The organism is Desertivirga xinjiangensis (genome assembly GCF_024436435.1).
Taxonomy (GTDB): Bacteria; Bacteroidota; Bacteroidia; order Sphingobacteriales; family Sphingobacteriaceae; genus Desertivirga; species Desertivirga xinjiangensis.
Window position 1 is genome coordinate 749,393 of sequence record NZ_JAFMZP010000003.1, and the last position, 18,223, is coordinate 767,615.

The following is an 18,223-nucleotide window of genomic DNA, read 5'->3' on the forward strand; positions in this document are numbered from 1 at the left end:
TCCTGGATGGTTATAATGACAGATTAATTCCGGCAATGAATGTTTTATTTCTTGGATAAGCTGAATAATCAACGTTTGGCGTAACAGGTACACGCCGGCGGGTATTCACCTCCGGATCATATCCGCTGTAACCTGTGATCACTGCCAGGTTATTTACAGTGCCGTATACCCGCAATCGTTTTATCCCTATTTTATTTGATGATTTTATCGGCATGGTATATCCCATGGTGATATTATTAATCCGAAGGAAAGAGCCGTCTTCTATCGCCCAGGAGGTAGGATACCAGGCACCCGCGCCACTAATCGGGATCCATAGAGATGCATCCTTGTTTATCTGGTTCAATACTTCGGGAGCTGCGCCCGTTACTATTCCATTCTCAAGTTTTTGTACCAGATTCCCGTTGTCATCAATTGTTTTCCATCTGTTGTTAGCAATAGCCAGGGAGTTGGTGTAGTTACCGTAGCCATTGGTAAATTCGATCTTGTTGGCATTATACACATCGCTGCCTACCACAAAATTTACAAATACGCTCAGATCGAAGTTTTTATAAGTGAACTGCTGATTAAGGCCGCCGGAAAATTTTGGATTAGGATTCCCGATAATAGTTCTGTCATTATCATCAATAATATTGTTGCCATCAAGATCTTTCAATTTAAGCCAGCCGGGTTGCGCAGTGCCTATAAGATTTGAAACGTCAACTATATTTTCTTTTAAAGTATATTGCCTTTCGCCTGGATCATAATTGAAATCATCAGTGGTATAAAATCCATCAGCAACCCAACCATACATGGTACCTACCGGCGCGCCAACTTTTACTATATAGTCAGCCGGCTGTCCGGATATTCCAAACCCTGAATTTTGCAGGTACGACGTTTGTTCTGAAAGCTTTTCAATACGGTTTCTGTTGAAAGCGATATTAAAGGAGTTGTTCCAGCTGAAGTTCTTTGTCTTCAAAGTGACTGCATTTAATTGAATTTCGAGTCCCTTGTTTGAGGTATTACCTATGTTTTGCATCTGGTTTATATATCCCGTTGTAGAAGGGATCGGGACTGGAATGAGCAGGTCATTTACCTTATTTTTATATGCATCGATTACCAACTGTACTCTTGAGTTGAACAACGACAGGTCAAGGCCGATATTTCGGGAAATAGTAGTTTCCCAGATCAGGTTTTTATTAGCCAGTTCAGGAGCAGCAAAACCCGGAATAATTTGTTCATTTATGACGTAAAAAACATCCTCTGCGTTATAGACATTCTGATACAAATAATCGTCTATCCGGTTGTTCCCGGCTGTGCCATAACTCAGTCTCAGCTTGAGGTCTGAAATGACGGGAATATTCTTCATGAAATCCTCTTCAGACACCCTCCAGGCCAAAGATCCCGAAGGGAAATAACCCCATCTGTTACCGGGAGCAAACTTCGAAGATCCGTCGGCCCTCATCGTAAAGGTTGCCAGGTATTTTCTGTTTAACGTGTAATTTGCCCTGGTGAAGAAAGACAACGTTCTTGCTTCTGCCTTATAACTTATGGGAAATCCCGGGAAGAGTTCGCCCAAATTTAACTGGCCGAAAGCTTTCTCCGGGCTGATATCTTTAGGAAAGGATTTAAGTTGAATTTCTGATCTGTCAGTATGGGTAGTATAGAATTCATTTCCTAGTAAAACATCCAGACGGTGCTTTTTCGATTTGTTGAAATTATAGGTAAGTACATTTGAATTCTGCAGGCTATTAATATTTCCTTCCAGAACGCCGACGAGCGGAACACTTCCTCCCTCGACACGAGCTCTCGATGTAATGCCGTCCTCAAAGTTTTCGGTCAATTGTTTATTGTAGTTCGCTCCTATCGAGGTTCTGAAAGACAGGCTTTTGTTGAACTTATAGTTAAGGTATCCGTTTAAGCTAAGTACACGGGTCGACCGTTCTTTTATGATCGCGTTGCTTAGCTGAACGGGGTTAATTATGCCCAGGGCGTTGCCGGGATTGGTATCATCATAGTATTCTTCATCCTGCTCATCCAGGCTAAGGCCGCCTGCTTCCATAGGCCTGTATTTTATGGTATGACGAAGTGTGTTGAGGGAAGAAGATCCTTCATTGGAGGTTCCTGCACCAGAGACCTTCTGGTCGGAGAACCGAACGTTGAATCCTAACTTCAGCGCATCACTTACATCGGTATCAAACCTAAAATTCGCCATTTTTCGGTCGAACTCAGAATTAATCATAATTCCGTCTTCGTCATTACTGGTGAGACTAAGGTTATACTGGCTGGTCTTAGTTCCTCCGGTAATGCTTAGATTATGTGTTTGACTGAAGGCTTCCCTTCCTAGAGTTTTTTCCTGCCAGTCTATAAAGGGTGCGTTTTTGTATTGTTCAAGGTCTTGCCATGTCCCATACCTTGCTTCGAAACGCTCCGCGTCGTCGGATAATGGCTGTGCTTTTTCGTATTGCCTCACCACAAATTCGTATGGGTTCATTACATCCAGTTTGTTCGCGAGAGTCTTTACACCTAGAATATTGTTGTAACTTACCTGTGCTTTCCCGTTTTTGCCGCTCTTTGTCGTAACAATGACCACCCCATTGGCGCCCCTGGCACCGTAGATTGCCGTCGACGAAGCATCTTTCAAAACATCTATGGATTCAATATCCTGCGGCGAAATGCTGTTTAAGCCATCTTCAGCCTGAATTCCGTCTATAATGAAGATCGGTGAATTATCCTGGGTAATAGAACCACCTCCTCTCACCTTGATCTGTACCTCTGCACCAGGAGCTCCCTCTGATCCCGTGACCTGTACCCCGGCCAACCTTCCGGTAATGGCCTCCGCTGCTGAGCTCACTGGGATGTCTTTTAACTGTTTTGCATTAACAGATGATACTGCTCCCGTCAAGTCCCTGCGATTTACCGTAGCATAACCTATCGCTACCACCTCATTGAGGTTTACGGCATTTTCTTTCAGATTGAAATTAACGACCATTTTGTCGCCTACGAGGCTTTCTAAAGAAGTGAAGCCTACATATCCTGCTACCAGGATTGTTTTAGCCGCTTCAGCCGCTGGTAGATCCAAACTATAATTTCCGTTAAGATCTGTAAGGGTTCCTTTGCTTGATCCCTTGATTCCTACGCTAGCACCGATAAGAGGTTCTTTGGATAACTGGTCGATAACCTTGCCTTTAATAGTCTTTAGCTGAGCCTGAAGATGCCCTTTTCCAATAAAGGAAAACAGAACAATCAGTGGTAACAATTTCTTCATCATAACTTGAGTCTAAAAATTTAATGGCAGATCATTCTCAACATCGATTGTTGCTTCATGACTTGTATGCCTGGTTTTTGGGTCTGGTTAAACAAGGTTACATTTTATTAACGAAGAAATAATTCAAATGGACCGAAAAATCTATGCAAGCGTTCTCGATAACGATGCCGGAAACGCTTGCATAGATTTTGTTCAGAATCTGAGGCTTTGAAGAAGATTAAAATTAAATTCGTAGATATCAATTTTTCAAAACCCCATTAAGCAACATGATGATTTCCAAAACTTATGCTTTTCTATTTTCAATAGCATTACTTGCTATGCTTGCCTTTACACAAGTAAAGAAAACTACTGTATACTCTATTGGTGATTCTACTATGAGTAAAGCGAATACTGCGGATAACTATCCTGGCAGAGGCTGGATGCAAATGATTAATCCTTTTTTTGATGAAAATACCGTGATTGTTAATCAGGCAGCCAGCGGACGGAGCTCCAAATCTTTCAGAGATGAAGGTTTATGGAACAAAGTTATATCCAGAGTAAAATCTGGAGATTACGTTTTTATTCAGTTTGGTCATAATGATGCAAAGCCAGATTCTCTGAGACATACTGATCCTCAAACGTCTTTCAAAGACAACATTAGGAACTATGTAAATGAAGTAAAGGCTAAAGGAGCTAATCCCATATTGTTCACTTCAATAGTAAGACGTTCTTTTGGATCTGACGGGAAACTCAAAGATACTCATGGAGAATATGTAACCGTTGTCCGGGAGCTGGCTAAAGAAATGCAGGTCCCTTTAATTGACTTAAATATGATGAGTGCTGAAATGGTTGAAGAGCAAGGTCCGGAAGCCTCTAAAAAGCTTTATATGTATGTTGAACCAGGGGTAACCCCTAAATTGCCTAAGGGGAAAAAAGACGATACTCACCTCAATGAATATGGGGCTTCAAAAATTGCTGAACTAGCCGTACAGGGCTTGAAGGATATTAATTCTCCACTGGTTATGAACCTGAAGAAGTAATTAAGTTATTAGAACGCCAGGCTAATTTAACCTGGCGTTCTAATAACTTAGTGTATTGTAAGCAGTTTTGCTGTTGCGGGAGCTAAGGTCAAACTGCCTTTTAATATTTTGCCATCCAGGTTTTTTAAACCTTTGGCGGGTAAGTTAATAGTGACCGTCTCTTTTGAGGACGGATTGACATAAACGATACCCTTAGTATATTTTCTTGACCAGATACCGCTTTCTCCTTTTTCGGCCACACCAGCCGGTTCGCCAATGTTCGTATCAAACTCCTTGCGATAGTTAAATGTATGATAGATCGCCTTGTCGGTATAACTTACCATCGCCAATAAACTTTGTGGTCCCCTGGTGAGTAAAAAATTGGCAATCACCCATTCAACCTGTTCTGCCGGGGCTGTTTCCACTTTGCCCTTCATTTGGTTTATCGAAACATAACCCTTATCAGGAGTTATTTTCTGCAGGATAGAAACGGTTTTCTCCCATTCTTTATCGACTACATTAATGCCCCGGTGAGCGAATCCGGTTTCATCCAGCCATACGTCCACCGACCGGATAGCTTCAACAATCGTTCTTTCAGGTGCGGTATTCGCTTTAATATTGGCAACTACCTTTATCCTCTGAGGCTGAAGATTCGTGCTTAGGAATTTCAACCAGTTGAGCATGCTCCTATGAAATACGGTATCGTTCTTTTTACCGGTATAGGTGTTCTGCCATTGACCGTCTTTAAAATGACCAACAGCTTTAGGCCAGTTGCTGAAATCCACATTATCCATCGCGACAGCACCAAAACCAAGCTTGAGGGCAGGTTTAATAAAGTTATTGAGATAATATTCCTGCACTTCTTTATCGGAAACATTAAGCGGCACGAGGCCGCCATAGTTGTAAATATATCCATAAGCCGGTGTTTTTTGGTCCTGCTGGTACATTATCCAGCCGGGATGATTTTTCTGATACCACGCTATATCCAGTTTCTTATCGGGGTTTCGAATAGAGGGGAAGTACTTACTGCTTAAGATTTGCTCATCAGCACCAGCCTTCCTTGCTCCCCAGATAAAATAGACCTTGCTGACGTTTTTTGTAAATACAGCGGGGTCTTCAATTTTACTGTCGAATATCAGGGCTAAAGGGATACCACCTGATGGTATCGTGAACTTGCCTGAAGCAGATCCCCCTAGTTGCGCTGTCCCTGCAATTGATGATGTGAGGGCCAGATAAAGTAGGATACTTAGCGGTTTCATGCCTAAGATACCGTCTTTGGGGCTTCTGTTAACAATGCTGCTGATGCTTTATCAAGGAAGAAGTCGCAATTTGGGTGCAATTGAAGGATGCTGGCCGGATAAAGGTTACTTACCTCCTGTTCAATACTATCTTTCACCGCCTGAGCTTTGCGAGAATCGGGCACAGAGCAAATGATATGTGCCGATTTCATGATCTGCTTCACAGACATGCTGATCGCCTGCGTAGGTACGTCTTCCGGTGATTTGAACCATCCCTCTCCAAATTGCTGCCTACGGCATTTTTCGTCCAGGTTAACTACAAGGTAGGCATCTTCACTGTCAAAATCGGCAGGAGGATCGTTGAAAGCGAGGTGTCCGTTTTCTCCAATACCCACAAGGGCAACGTCTATCGGATATTGGTCTATGGCTTTTTGAAGATTGCTTATCTCTTCCTGAACGTCTTCCTCTCCATTGATCAGGTGGCTTTTTTTGAGAGGTGATACTTTGTCGAGGAAACGCTCTTTCAGATATTTGCGGAAACTTGCGGCTTCAGTTACGGGGAGTCCGATATATTCGTCCAGGTGAAACATGACCACTTTAGACCAATCGATATCTTCTTTAATAAGTTGGGTTAGCGTTTCGAACTGGCTGGTTCCTGTAGCCAGGATAACGTTAGCTTGTCCTTTTTTGTCGATGGCACTGCGAATTGAATCGGCCGCAGCTTTCCCAGCGACCTCGCCTAAACCGCGAGGATCATTTGAAATATTAATTTTCATTGATTAAATTGTTTTTTAACGGTAATGAAGCTATCATGTGCCGCATCTTTCATTCAGTACGGTTTGTGTGCAAAGCACATGATGGTTTCCTAGATTAATTTATTTGAAGTAGTGTTGAATTTTTGTTAAGATCTTTTTGGTAGTGTTTTAGTGTTTCCTCCAGCTGCAAATGTGATATCAACAGCTCTATTTGTTCGCCATTTTCCCCTGGTAAAATCAGGCACATCAATGGAGTTGGACCTGTTTGCGATAGATTTCTCACTCAGTGGCCCTATGGCGCTCCATAAAGCAGTATCATATACATCAATATCCAGCGGTAAACCGTTGCGTAAGCAATCTATAGTTCGCCAGTCCATTAAAAAATCCATTCCACCATGGCCGCCGAATTTTTTAGCAGTATCGCCGATAAGTTTGGCAATCTCCGGTTTGTATTTTTGCTCTAAAGCCTTAAACTCTTCCTCTGTTGCCCAATTATGGCCTATTGAGATCTTTTCAGGACCAGGGAAACCCTGCGCAGTGGCTTTAGTGCCACTGACCAGATGAATGCGTGAGTACGGGCGGGGCGAAGTAACGTCATGCTGGATCATTATCGAACGTCCTTTTGCGGTTTTGATCGTAGTGGTATTCATATTTCCCCTGAACGATTTACCTTTGAATGGCTTATAAAAAGCATCTTTAGCAGCGAGTTCATCGGCCATCGGTCCCATCATAAAGTCGTTCGAGGCTAAAGAAACCAGGTACTCCATTTTATCGCCGCGGTTAAGGTTCATGATCTGGCTAACCGGACCTAAGCCGTGTGTGGGATATAAATTGCCGTTACGGAAGTTTTCCTTCAGGCGCCACATCTCCCAGTACTTTTCTTTAGAGAAGTTCCCCTCAAGCAGGTCATGGATATAGGCTCCCTCACAATGGATGATCTCACCAAAGAATCCCTGACGGGCCATATTGAGTGTAAGAAGCTCAAAAAAGCCATAACAACAATTCTCAAGCATCATACAGTGTTTTTTGGTGCGCTCCGACATCTCCACCAGTTTCCAGCAATCTTCTATGGTTGTGGCTGCGGGAACTTCAATGCAAACATGTTTACCGCATTCCATTGCGTACATGGCCATTGGAGTATGTAAGCTCCAGGGAGTAGAAATGTAGATTAGGTCGATGTCGGTTCTTTCACACATCTTTTTCCATTCATTCTCTCCTCCTGTATAAAGCTTTGGATTATGGGCAGAGCCTTTTAATTTTCCAAATGCTGCCTTGGCTTTTTCAGGTCTTAAATCGCACAGAGCTTTAATATCCACACCCTCTATATGAGACATTCGGTAAACAGCAGCAGGTCCGCGGTTACCTAAACCTACAAAACCGATCCGTACAGTTTCAAGTTTTGGAGCGGCATAACCACTCATGTTAAAATCGTTAAATAACTTGCCCTCCTTAACTGTCGCCTCAGGGCCCGGAGTAAATCCCTGCAGTAAGCCTGCTCCTGCCAGGCTCATTCCCGCTAATCCGGTAAGTTTCAAAAATTCTCTGCGATTATTTTTCATGCTTTTTGTCAGGAATATTGTTTTTATTTCGTTTAATAAGATCTGTCCGAAGGTATTTCAACCTGCGTGTTGATCAAATGTATTAATAAGCCTGCGAGGTTTCAGCCCTTCCGGATGAATAAAAAAGCGAGAACGTTATCGGTAGCGTTATCGAAGCGAGGTATAGTAAATGTGAAGAAAAAAGCAGCTGGAAACGCTTATCAGGGGAGAGGAGAACTTAGCAAAAATTGGCGAATCAAACCTTTACACTTGATTCCCGGACAATCAGCTTTCCTGGAAATACAATTTCTTGTGGCTGGAAGTATTTTTTTTCAATGTGCCTCAGCAGAAGTTCACAGCTTTTCCTTCCGATTTCAAATGCAGGTTCCGCAATTGTTGTTAAAGATGGAGATATGATCTCGGATGACGGATCATTTGTGAAACCAACAATCCCAACTTCTTGTCCTATTTTAATTCCATTTGATTTAAGATAAGTCATGGCGCCGATGGCTTTTCTATCGTTGACAGCAAATATTGCATCCGGTCTGTTTTCGCCAGTGAATAAGAAGCTTGCATCCTCTACTCCATCTTTTTGTGAAAAGCCGGAATGAATGATCCATTCTTCACGCACTTCGAGATGATGTTTCTCCAATGCTGCCAGATAGCCTTTCAGCCTGTTTTGGGTAAATGTAAGACTCGCAGGTCCTGCAATATGTGCGATTTTAGTATACCCATTTTCAATAAGATGTTCCACGGCTTCGAATGCTCCATTGTAGTCATCCTGAATTACTCGCGAAGTCTCCAGGTGGTTTGTGACCCTGTCAAAAAAAACGATTGGCGTTTCATTGGCTATTATCTCCTCAAAATGCTCATAGGAGTCTGAATTAGAGGCTATAGAAACCAGCAGGCCATCTAAACTGGTGATAGGCAGGTTATTAATAATATTGAGTTCTCTCTCCGGCGAATCGTTGGTCACATACAAGACGATGTTATATCCCTTTTCATAAGCCACCTCCTGTATGCCGGTAATTACTGTGGAGAAATAGTAATTAGTTATGAAAGGCAAAATTACGGCGATATTATGACTGCTTCTTTTCGCTAGTCCGGTGGCATTGAAATTGGGTTTGTAATTGAGTCTGGAAGCTATTTCGAGTACTTTATCCCGCGTTTCCTTATTGACATCGTAAGTATCCCTTAATGCACGGGATACCGTGGAGACCGAGATATTCAGCTCTTTCGCTATATCCTTAATAGTAATAAATCGCTTCATTAAAGAAATTTAGATCATTTGTTTTGTGAATATATCAAATGTAAACCTCTGTTGCAAGAAATAAGAAGCTTAAAAAGCCGTTTTTTAGGCTTTTGACGAGTTTCTTCGAGAACGTTTTCGCTTTTTTTGTTGCGAAGATCGGCAAGTTAAGCCGCTGGTATTAATTAATTTAGAACATTAACATTAAGTATATGTCTGATATTTCATTAATAAGCCGGAGAAAGTTTATTGCAACAGGATCTTTGGCGCTTGCAGGTGCTACCCTGTCTTATGCAGGAGTACCTGCTTTGCAATCTAAAAGTGATACTTTACGATTGGGAATTATAGGTGCCGGGACAAGGGGGACTGGTATTGCGCGGTTGTTAAAAGCTCTTCCCGGACTTACGGTTACCGCATGCTGTGATATTCAGCCCGATAATTTATCCAGGATCCTTCAGCATACTGCTCCGAAGACCAAATCTTATTCCCGCTACGATCAATTGTTAGGCGATAAGAATGTGGATGCTGTTATAATAGCCACTCCTTTGTATTTGCATTTTCCAATGGCAAAGGCAGCCCTGGATGCAGGGAAGCATGTTTATCTGGAAAAGACCATGACCTATAGCATTGAAGAGGCGCTGGAACTTGAAAAAAGAGTGAAAGGTTCAGGGCTGGTACTGCAGATTGGTCATCAGTACCGGTATTTCGGTCTTTACCTCGCTGTAAAAGAAGCGATCAACCAAAAATGGCTTGGAGACATCACACATTTTGAATGTCAGTATCACAGAAACTCAGATTGGCGCTTCCCTGTGAAACAAGCCGGAACCGAGCGCTTGGTGAACTGGCGGATGTATAAAGAGTATTCAGGAGGGTTGATGGCAGAGCTTTGCGGTCACCAGATCGATATTGTAAACTGGATCATGGATGGGCATCCTTTAAAAGTGACAGGAATGGGGGGGATAAACTTTTGGAAAGATGGCCGGGAGACCCATGACCATGTAAGAGCCACATTTGATTACCCGGGAGGAGTGAAAGCTAATGTATCCTCCATCTTGTCTAATGCCTATCATGGTTATGAGATCAGGATCTTAGGAACCAAGGCCACCATGCAGATTCAGAGGGATGAGGCGTTTATATATCCTGAAGCTACTAAAAAAGCGACAGGAACCGTTGACGGAGTAACCGGAGCAACCTTACTGAATGCAACACAAGGTAAGCCAATCCCTTTGAGCTTTGAACATCAGGATGATCAAAAAAGAGACCCGACGTCTTATGCTTTATTGGACTTCGCAGAGTGCATCAGAAATAAGAAGCTCCCTGCTTCCAATGTGCACACAGGTAAAGATGCTGCTATTGCGGTTCACATGGCCAATAAAGCTATTGATACCGAAAGCTTTCAATACTGGAAAGAGAGTTATGATTCTAAGAGCTAGCATTCCTATGTTCAGACAAGAGGTCCTGAAACAAGTTCAGGATGACGAAGAAAGTAATCTTTACTGGTCATCTTAAATCGTCATGCCGAATTCATTTCGGCACCTCTTTCCTTTGCTCGCGCACCGCGTGTGCTTATAGTAGTACCTTCTGATAAACGATGCTACCGCCAATTATAGTAGTACTGATGTTTATATCCTCATCAAAAATAATCACATCAGCATCTTTACCAGCCACAAGAGATCCTTTCCGATCTGAAACTCTCATTATTCTTGCAGGCGTAGCGGTGGCCATTTTCACGGCATCGATCAGAGGAATGTCGGCTTGCTGAATCATAGTTCTCACCAGCCGGTCAGCAGTAGCTACGCTCCCGGCAAATGAACTCCTGTCTGGCAGTTTAGCCACTCCATCTTCTACGATCACTTTCAAGCCTGTATGGATGTTGCCTAATACACTATCCCCCGGAGGCAATCCGGCGGCGCGCATAGCGTCGGTAATCAATGCAATGCGATCGGCTCCCTTGATCTTATAAATAAGCTTAAGTAAGGGGGCTGGCAAATGTACGCCACGGCAATAATTTCAACATCCATTTCATCAATGAGATAGCCACTTTCCACCACTCCAGCAAAACGATGAGCATTTCTTCGGCTAACCCCAGACATAGAAGAATAAAAATGCGTTGCCAGGGTATAGCCATTTTCAAATGCTTCTAAAACCTCTTCATATATTGCATCAGTGTGTGCAACTGCAGCCAATACACCTTTACTACGGAGGTAGCGGCCGAACTCAATAGCCCCTGTTAATTCTGGCGCAGCACTCCATCGGGCAATAGAGCTGGAATAATCCAAAACTGCCTTGTATTCATCAGGGTCGGGGTCTCTGATATAACGTGGATCCTGAGCGCCACGCTGACTTAAGGCAAAATATGGGCCTTCCAGGTGCATCCCCAGGAATTGCGAACCCTGAGTATTTACTTTGTTTGCTTCTTCGTAATAGTTGAGTGTTTTAAACAAGTCCTCTTTATTACTGGTCAGGGTGGTGGGAGTCATCGCTGTGGTGCCATACCGGGCGTGTGTCTCTGCGATTCTAAGGAAAGCCTCCATACTTCCGTCCATAAAATCATAGCCCCCGCCGCCATGGACATGAATGTCAATAAAGCCCGGAGCGATATACTTTCCTGTCGCATCTATTGGTTCGGCATTGGGTGCTTCAATATCTCCGGTACTAACCTCCAGGATTTTATTTCCTTCCATCAGTACAGAGCCTGATTTGACGATCCTGTAGGGAGTAATAAGGTTGCCGTTATAGATCTTTAGTTGTTTCATTAATGGGAGTAATAAATCTGATCAGAAACTCCATTTCCTAATGGCGTGTCCTTTCAGAGCGTAAAATACAATAAACAGGTAACAAGGGAATAACACCCAGTAAGCTTCCCGGTGGTTAAGTACATCCGCAAAATGGCCATAGAGCAATGGCATTATCGCATTGCCGCACAATCCCATGATCATTAATGAGGCACCTAGCTTTGTGAAGCGTCCCAGGCCATCCAGGGCCAGGGGCCATATACCTGCCCAAACTAGTGAATTAGCAAATCCTAACAAAACCACAAACCATATAGAAATATCAGCAGTGTGTCCCAGGAGGTTAATATCGCCTTTTGCAAAAATGATCATTAAAGTAAAGAAGGTTCCCAAAATGGAGCAAATCTGTAGTGCCGTTTTTTGGCTGATGATCTTCGGAATGGTAATTATGCCAAGCATATAGCCAATGATGGTGGCGGAGAGGGTATAAGAGGGAAATGTTTTGGCTTCCATTAGACTAATGTTCATAGAACCAGCATAGCCTATTATTGTGTCTATTGCAATAACCTGGGTTCCTACGTGGAGGAAAATGGCAACGGCTCCTAAGATCAGGTGCGGAAACTGCAGTATACTGGTTTTATCTGCATTAGCTTCAGCAACGCTGCTATTTTCTGATTCTGTGTTGATCTCCGGCAGGGGTGAATAAATTACCATTAAACCCAGCAGAAAGAGAACTGTTCCTACAGTGGCATATGGAACCATTACTCGTCGTATCATTTCATCCAGTACTACCTCCCGCTCTGCCGCAGACATCAAAGGGATTTGTTTGAAGAGTTCTCCGTCGGTCGATTTCAGGATCACCGCGGCGAACAGGAGGGGAGCGAGAATCCCGGCACCCTTATTACAAATACCCATAATACTGATCCGCTGAGCGGCCCGTTCTTTAGGTCCCAGTACGGTAATATAAGGGTTTGCTGCGGTTTGTAATATGGCTAAACCAGCACCTATGGTGAATAGGCCGATAAGGAAGATCTCGTAGGTTCTGGTATAGGCAGCCGGCAGGAATATAAATGCTCCTGCGGCCATAGTCCAAAATCCGAACATCATACCTTTTTTGAAACCGGTTTTCTTTAACAAATAGGAAGACGGGACGGATATTACAAAATAAGAAATGTAAAATGCGAATGCCACCATGTAAGATTGGAAGTTGCTCAGCTCGCAGGCTATCTTAAAATAGGGTATCAGGATGGCATTTACCCAGGAAACAAATCCGAAGATAAAAAAGAGCAAACCAATAATTATGATTGAAAGTGTTGTGTCTCGTTTGTTTAATGAAGATACATCTACTGTTTTAATATCTTTTCCCATGTGCTGACTAAGAATTTATAACGGTTAATCTTTTGACTGCGATAAATCTATTTAATTTTTAGGGTGCAAGTAGTCAATAAGGCCATGAAAAAGTATGGTAGCGTTCTCGATAACGCTTGCAAAGCGGGTTCCATGTGTTCATTTTTTAGGAAAATATGAACATATCTCTAAAATATGTCCATATTCGCTAAAGATCTAATTGCTATTCAACTTTTCAATAAAAGCAATCCTGATCCTTTATCAAACATGGCCGGAATTTATCTCCATATCCCCTTCTGTAAAAAAGCATGTCATTACTGCGATTTTCATTTTACTACTTCCCTCAAGTATAAAAATGAGTTGCTTCATGCTATGAATACAGAGCTGCACCTTCGAAAAGACTATCTTAAGCAGGATATAGAAACTATTTATTTTGGCGGCGGCACACCTTCTGTGATCAGCACAGGAGAATTGGAACGGCTCATAAATACCAGCACCTCTTTATTTACAGTTAACCCGAAGGCCGAAATAACGATGGAGGCTAATCCGGACGACCTGGATCGGCAAAAAGTTCAGGAGCTAAGGCATACCCCTGTCAACCGTTTCAGTATCGGAATTCAATCTTTTTTTGAAGAAGATCTGCTTTGGATGAATAGGGCGCACAATGCGGTCGAGGCGGAAAGTTCAGTAAAACGGGTCCAGGATGCCGGATTTGAGAATATCACGGTAGACCTTATTTACGGTTACCCTCTGCTTACCAATGAAAAATGGATCAGCAATATTCGTAAAGTAATTGATTTGCAGATCCCTCATATTTCAGCCTATTCCATGACTGTAGAACCGCAGACAGCACTCGCTAGTTTCATCAAAAAAGGAAAACAGGCCAACATGAACGATGCGCAAAGCGCTGAGCAGTTTTTGATTTTGATGGATATGCTGGAGGAAGCAGGTTATGAGCATTATGAGATCTCGAATTTTGCTAAACCAGGCTCTTACTCACGTCATAACTCCAATTACTGGAAAGGTGTGACCTATTTGGGTATCGGTCCGTCAGCACATTCTTTCGATGGTGAAAGCAGGCAATGGAATGTGGCTAACAATGCCAAATACATAGACGCTTTATTAAAAAATTCTCTTCCATCCGAGTGGGAAGTGCTGAGCACCGAAAATAAGCTGAACGAGTACATCATGACCTCCTTAAGAACAATCTGGGGGATGAGTTTGTCTCATATCGAGAGAGAGTTCGGCTCTGACCATCAGAAGACGGTGTTTGAATCTCTTCAGCAATTCCTGGACAAAAATTGGGTGATCAGCAAAGACAATAATATCACCCTAACCAGGCAAGGCAAGTTGTATGCTGATCATATAGCAGCAGAACTATTTATCACATCAGAAGAAGACTAAAATTAATGTTATGCATCAATGCGTTTCTTTTGGCGAGGTCCTTTGGGACAATTTTGCATCCGGGAAAAAAGCCGGAGGAGCCCCTATGAATGTTGCCTTGCATCTGCATAAACAAGGGATTGACAGTAAAATGATCAGTAGTGTAGGGAAGGATCCGGATGGTGTTGAGCTGACCGGCTATCTCCAGGATCAGGGCCTGGATACGAGTTTAATCGCTCAGCATGCTTACCTGCCGACAGGGGTGGTGGAGGTGAAACTGGACGCGGATCATCAGGCCGAGTATGATATCGTTAAATCGGTGGCCTGGGATGAGATATATTTTTCTGATGAATTAGAAGATGTGGTTAGTAAAAGTGATGTCATGGTATTCGGAAGCCTGGCCTGCAGGAGCGAAATCAGTAAAACTACTTTGTTGAAACTCCTTCCATCTGCCCGGTTTAAAGTCTTCGATATGAACCTGCGTCCGCCCCATTTTGCAGAGGAGCTGGTAATATCCCTGATGGGAGCCTGCGACGTGCTTAAGATCAATGAAGTAGAGCTGGACCACCTTGCGCAGCTTTTTGGTTTTGAATCAGGTTCCCGGGAGGCACAACTGAGGCAGTTAAAGAAACAGGTTTCTATCCCTACAATTTGCGTAACGCTGGGTTCAGAAGGGGCAATGGTATTGCATAATGAGAGGCTGTTAAAGCATCAGGGGTTTAAAGTGGTTCCGGTAGATACGGTTGGAGCTGGCGACGCCTTTCTTGCCACGTTTATAGCCAGCTATCTGAAAGGGCTGCCCGTAGAACTTACCCTGGAAAGAGCTTGCGCAGCGGGTGCACTGGTTGCGTCCAAATCGGGAGCAAACCCGGAATACACTGAAGAGGATATTTTGAAGATGATAAAATAATCAAGCACAAGCGGCGCGCGTGCGCTAGCAGGGGCCTCAAAACCGGATTCCGGACTTTCGCTGGCGCACGTGTGCCTTAGGATTTTGCTACATCCCAAATTTTACATACCCCTAACATCTTTGGCTTTGTAAACTATTAACTTCGTTTATCCGTTATTCAAACAAGAAAGGTGTACTATGCGGGGATACTTGTTTTCAAAATTTCTTCCTAACGAACTTCCTAAGGGAGGCTTCGATGAACTGCTTAAGTTATTCCTTGAACTTCTTAACTACACCTCCGGCGACGCCAATGAGGCCCTCGCCTGGATGAATGAGCTAGACAAGCAATATAAGCTTACCAGCGACGAATACGGGATGGGTGATTTTATTGAAGATCTGAAGCAAAAGGGCTATATTGATAATGATAATGACAACCCCGGAGGCTTTAAGATCACCGGAAAAACAGAACAGGGTATCCGTAAATCGGCCCTGGAAGAAATATTCGGTAAGCTGAAGAAATCAGGAAAAGGAAGTCATAATACCAATCTCTCGGGCAATGGCGAGGAGAAAAATGCCGATCGCCGCGAATTTCAGTTTGGGGACAGTCTCGATCAGATTGACATGACGGCTTCCATCCATAATGCTCAGATCAATCATGGAATCAGTGATTTTACGATGACTGAACGGGACCTGGAAGTGGAAGAGATGGACTATAAGACCCTGACCTCCACGGTGCTAATGATCGATATCTCGCACTCTATGATCCTTTATGGCGAAGACCGCATAACGCCGGCCAAAAAGGTGGCAATGGCACTGGCAGAACTTATCCGCACCAAATACCCTAAGGATACTCTGGATATTGTGGTTTTTGGTAACGATGCCTGGCCTATTGCACTAAAAGATCTGCCTTACCTGCAGGTTGGACCATACCATACCAACACTTATGCAGGCCTCGAACTGGCTGTGGATATTCTGCGGAGAAGAAAAACACACAACAAGCAGATCTTTATGATCACCGACGGTAAGCCAACTTGTTTAAAAGAAGGTGCCAGATACTATAAAAATAGTATCGGGCTCGATCGTAAAGTGGTGAATAAGACCTTAAACAAAGCTGCTGAATGTAAGAGACTGAATATCCCAATCACTACCTTTATGATTGCTCAAGATCCTTATCTGCAGCAATTTGTCAGGAAGTTTACGGAGATAAATGGGGGCAAAGCTTTTTACAGCTCTCTGAAAGGTTTAGGCGAATACATATTTGAAGATTATATCCGTAACCGGAGGAGAACGGTCAGATAGGATCGCAAAGCGACTAAGAAAAGAAATATGCACAATCTACTTGATATAAAAACATTTGGACAGCTTAAAGAAGCCGGTTACCGGCCGCGATCCATTAAACAGGAACTACGTGAAAACCTGATTGAACAATTAAAGAATAAAGACGCTGGTTTTGAGGGTATAATAGGGTACGAAGATACCGTCATCCCCGATCTGCAAACAGCCATACTTTCGCAGCATAACATACTTTTGCTGGGTTTAAGAGGACAGGCGAAAACACGAATAGCCCGGCTGATGGTCAATCTTCTGGACGAATACATCCCCTATGTTGAAGGCTCTGAACTTTTCGATGACCCTTTTGCTCCCATCTCCTGGTTTGCACGTAAGCGCCTGGAAGAACAGGGTGATGACACGTCAATAGCATGGATGCACCGCTCGGAACGCTATACTGAAAAACTAGCAACTCCCGACGTAACGGTTGCAGACTTGATCGGCGACGTAGATCCGATAAAGGCAGCTACCCTGAAACTTACGTATTCAGACGAAAGAGTGCTGCACTTTGGCTTAATACCAAGGGCACACCGCAGTATTTTTGTGATAAATGAGCTTCCGGATCTGCAAGCCCGTATCCAGGTTGCTTTGTTTAATATCCTTCAGGAAAAAGATATTCAGATCCGTGGTTTTAAACTTCGTTTGCCTTTGGATGTCCAGTTTGTATTCACCGCAAATCCTGAGGATTATACTAACCGGGGTTCTATCGTTACCCCTTTAAAAGACCGTATTGAAAGCCAGATCCTCACCCACTATCCACGTAGTATTGAGATTTCCCGGAAAATAACTCAACAGGAAGCCTCCATTACGCAGCAACAGCGGGAAAGCATTGAAGCCGATGGCCTTGTAAAAGATCTGGTTGAGCAGATAGCATTTGAGGCAAGAAATTCAGAATATATTGATAAAAAATCAGGAGTTTCAGCAAGGCTCACAATTTCTGCCTATGAGAATCTGATCAGTACTGCCGAACGCAGGATGCTGATTAATGGTGAAAAGCAGACTTTCGTACGTCTCTCGGATTTTCTTGGTGTAATTCCTGCTATCACAGGGAAAATAGAGCTTGTTTACGAAGGCGAGCAGGAGGGACCCGCAAAAGTGGCTAATATTCTGGTTGGTAAGGCGATTAAAACGCTAATGGCTAAATATTTTCCTGATCCGGAAAAGTTGAAGCGTGCAAAGGCAGACAATCCCTATACGCCGATCATCAATTGGTTCGGTTCGGGGAATACGTTAAACCTTCTCGACGACCAGTCGGAGGAGGAGTACGAGCGTATACTAAACCTGGTACCGGGACTTAAAGACATTACGCAGCAATTTCACCCGGGTATAAGCAAGAACCAAAGACTACTGTTAATGGAGTTTTTATTACATGGGCTTTCTGAATACTCTCAGGTGAGTAAGTCTTTTCTGGATAACGGCTATGCTTTTAAAGACATGCTGGGAAGCTTGTTTAATGCTACCTTTGAGGACGATGAGGAGGGCTATGATGATGATAATCGTTTCTAGCCAATTTTACAGTTT

At 43.3% G+C, this 18,223-nt stretch carries 12 protein-coding genes and 1 pseudogene; 6 read left to right on the forward strand and 7 right to left on the reverse strand.

Annotated features, from left to right (window positions below):
- Nucleotides 1–10: 10 nt before the first annotated feature.
- On the reverse strand, nt 11–3,247 hold the full coding sequence (locus J3P37_RS11350; protein WP_256011246.1) for a SusC/RagA family TonB-linked outer membrane protein: 3,237 nt from the start codon (nt 3,245–3,247) through the stop codon (nt 11–13).
- 263 nt (nt 3,248–3,510) lie between these two features.
- On the opposite strand from J3P37_RS11350, the gene J3P37_RS11355 reads away from it, so the two are divergent.
- Nucleotides 3,511–4,263 carry a rhamnogalacturonan acetylesterase gene (locus tag J3P37_RS11355; protein WP_256011247.1) on the forward strand — a complete coding sequence of 251 codons (753 nt, stop codon included), beginning with the start codon at nt 3,511–3,513 and terminating at the stop codon, nt 4,261–4,263.
- Between the two features lie 47 nt (nt 4,264–4,310).
- Here the strand turns inward: J3P37_RS11355 and J3P37_RS11360 are convergent, their stop codons facing one another.
- The 4 genes from J3P37_RS11360 to J3P37_RS11375 all read right to left on the reverse strand — a co-directional run bounded on the left by J3P37_RS11360 (nt 4,311) and on the right by J3P37_RS11375 (nt 9,043).
- Entirely contained in the window at nt 4,311–5,501 is a 1,191-nt protein-coding gene (locus J3P37_RS11360) for an alpha-amylase family protein (protein ID WP_256011249.1), read from the reverse strand.
- A 2-nt stretch (nt 5,502–5,503) separates the two neighbouring features.
- Nucleotides 5,504–6,256, reverse strand: a complete 753-nt coding sequence (locus J3P37_RS11365; RefSeq protein WP_256011250.1) for a glucosamine-6-phosphate deaminase — start codon at nt 6,254–6,256, stop codon at nt 5,504–5,506.
- A 125-nt stretch (nt 6,257–6,381) separates the two neighbouring features.
- Nucleotides 6,382–7,794 carry a Gfo/Idh/MocA family protein gene (locus tag J3P37_RS11370; RefSeq protein ID WP_256011251.1) on the reverse strand — a complete coding sequence of 471 codons (1,413 nt, stop codon included), beginning with the start codon at nt 7,792–7,794 and terminating at the stop codon, nt 6,382–6,384.
- A gap of 235 nt (nt 7,795–8,029) precedes the next feature.
- Complete coding sequence (locus tag J3P37_RS11375; RefSeq protein ID WP_256011253.1) at nt 8,030–9,043, reverse strand: LacI family DNA-binding transcriptional regulator; 1,014 nt, start codon at nt 9,041–9,043, stop codon at nt 8,030–8,032.
- Between the two features lie 191 nt (nt 9,044–9,234).
- Between J3P37_RS11375 and J3P37_RS11380 the strand changes: the two genes are divergently transcribed.
- On the forward strand, nt 9,235–10,455 hold the full coding sequence (locus tag J3P37_RS11380) for a Gfo/Idh/MocA family protein (RefSeq protein WP_256011255.1): 1,221 nt from the start codon (nt 9,235–9,237) through the stop codon (nt 10,453–10,455).
- A gap of 133 nt (nt 10,456–10,588) precedes the next feature.
- Here J3P37_RS11380 and nagA read toward each other — a convergent pair.
- Nucleotides 10,589–11,778, reverse strand: a pseudogene (gene nagA, locus J3P37_RS11385) (N-acetylglucosamine-6-phosphate deacetylase).
- A 21-nt stretch (nt 11,779–11,799) separates the two neighbouring features.
- Nucleotides 11,800–13,122 (reverse strand): sugar MFS transporter, encoded by a 1,323-nt coding sequence (locus J3P37_RS11390; protein WP_256011256.1) that lies wholly within the window; start codon nt 13,120–13,122, stop codon nt 11,800–11,802.
- 246 nt (nt 13,123–13,368) lie between these two features.
- Here J3P37_RS11390 and hemW point away from each other — a divergent pair, with 246 nt between their 5' ends.
- From hemW to J3P37_RS11410, 4 genes are all read left to right on the forward strand, one after another.
- Nucleotides 13,369–14,505 (forward strand): radical SAM family heme chaperone HemW, encoded by a 1,137-nt coding sequence (gene hemW, locus J3P37_RS11395; protein WP_256011283.1) that lies wholly within the window; start codon nt 13,369–13,371, stop codon nt 14,503–14,505.
- A gap of 10 nt (nt 14,506–14,515) precedes the next feature.
- A complete protein-coding gene (locus tag J3P37_RS11400) occupies nt 14,516–15,394 on the forward strand; it encodes a carbohydrate kinase family protein (RefSeq protein ID WP_256011257.1) in 879 nt (292 codons plus the stop codon).
- Between the two features lie 177 nt (nt 15,395–15,571).
- Entirely contained in the window at nt 15,572–16,672 is a 1,101-nt protein-coding gene (locus J3P37_RS11405) for a vWA domain-containing protein (RefSeq protein ID WP_256011258.1), read from the forward strand.
- 27 nt (nt 16,673–16,699) lie between these two features.
- The gene (locus tag J3P37_RS11410; protein WP_256011259.1) at nt 16,700–18,208 is read left to right on the forward strand and encodes a sigma 54-interacting transcriptional regulator; all 1,509 of its coding nucleotides are present in this window, start codon (nt 16,700–16,702) and stop codon (nt 18,206–18,208) included.
- Nucleotides 18,209–18,223 lie beyond the last annotated feature (15 nt).

What these genes read in the sequence shown, in the direction of transcription:
- J3P37_RS11380 (WP_256011255.1), top strand. Translation starts at nt 9,235, where the DNA reads ATGTCTGATATTTCATTAATAAGCCGGAGAAAGTTTATTGCAACAGGA.
- J3P37_RS11375 (WP_256011253.1), bottom strand. Translation starts at nt 9,043, where the DNA reads ATGAAGCGATTTATTACTATTAAGGATATAGCGAAAGAGCTGAATATC.
- J3P37_RS11405 (WP_256011258.1), top strand. Translation starts at nt 15,572, where the DNA reads ATGCGGGGATACTTGTTTTCAAAATTTCTTCCTAACGAACTTCCTAAG.
- J3P37_RS11370 (WP_256011251.1), bottom strand. Translation starts at nt 7,794, where the DNA reads ATGAAAAATAATCGCAGAGAATTTTTGAAACTTACCGGATTAGCGGGA.
- J3P37_RS11410 (WP_256011259.1), top strand. Translation starts at nt 16,700, where the DNA reads ATGCACAATCTACTTGATATAAAAACATTTGGACAGCTTAAAGAAGCC.
- J3P37_RS11390 (WP_256011256.1), bottom strand. Translation starts at nt 13,122, where the DNA reads ATGGGAAAAGATATTAAAACAGTAGATGTATCTTCATTAAACAAACGA.
- J3P37_RS11400 (WP_256011257.1), top strand. Translation starts at nt 14,516, where the DNA reads ATGCATCAATGCGTTTCTTTTGGCGAGGTCCTTTGGGACAATTTTGCA.
- J3P37_RS11350 (WP_256011246.1), bottom strand. Translation starts at nt 3,247, where the DNA reads ATGATGAAGAAATTGTTACCACTGATTGTTCTGTTTTCCTTTATTGGA.
- J3P37_RS11365 (WP_256011250.1), bottom strand. Translation starts at nt 6,256, where the DNA reads ATGAAAATTAATATTTCAAATGATCCTCGCGGTTTAGGCGAGGTCGCT.
- J3P37_RS11360 (WP_256011249.1), bottom strand. Translation starts at nt 5,501, where the DNA reads ATGAAACCGCTAAGTATCCTACTTTATCTGGCCCTCACATCATCAATT.
- hemW (WP_256011283.1), top strand. Translation starts at nt 13,369, where the DNA reads ATGGCCGGAATTTATCTCCATATCCCCTTCTGTAAAAAAGCATGTCAT.
- J3P37_RS11355 (WP_256011247.1), top strand. Translation starts at nt 3,511, where the DNA reads ATGATGATTTCCAAAACTTATGCTTTTCTATTTTCAATAGCATTACTT.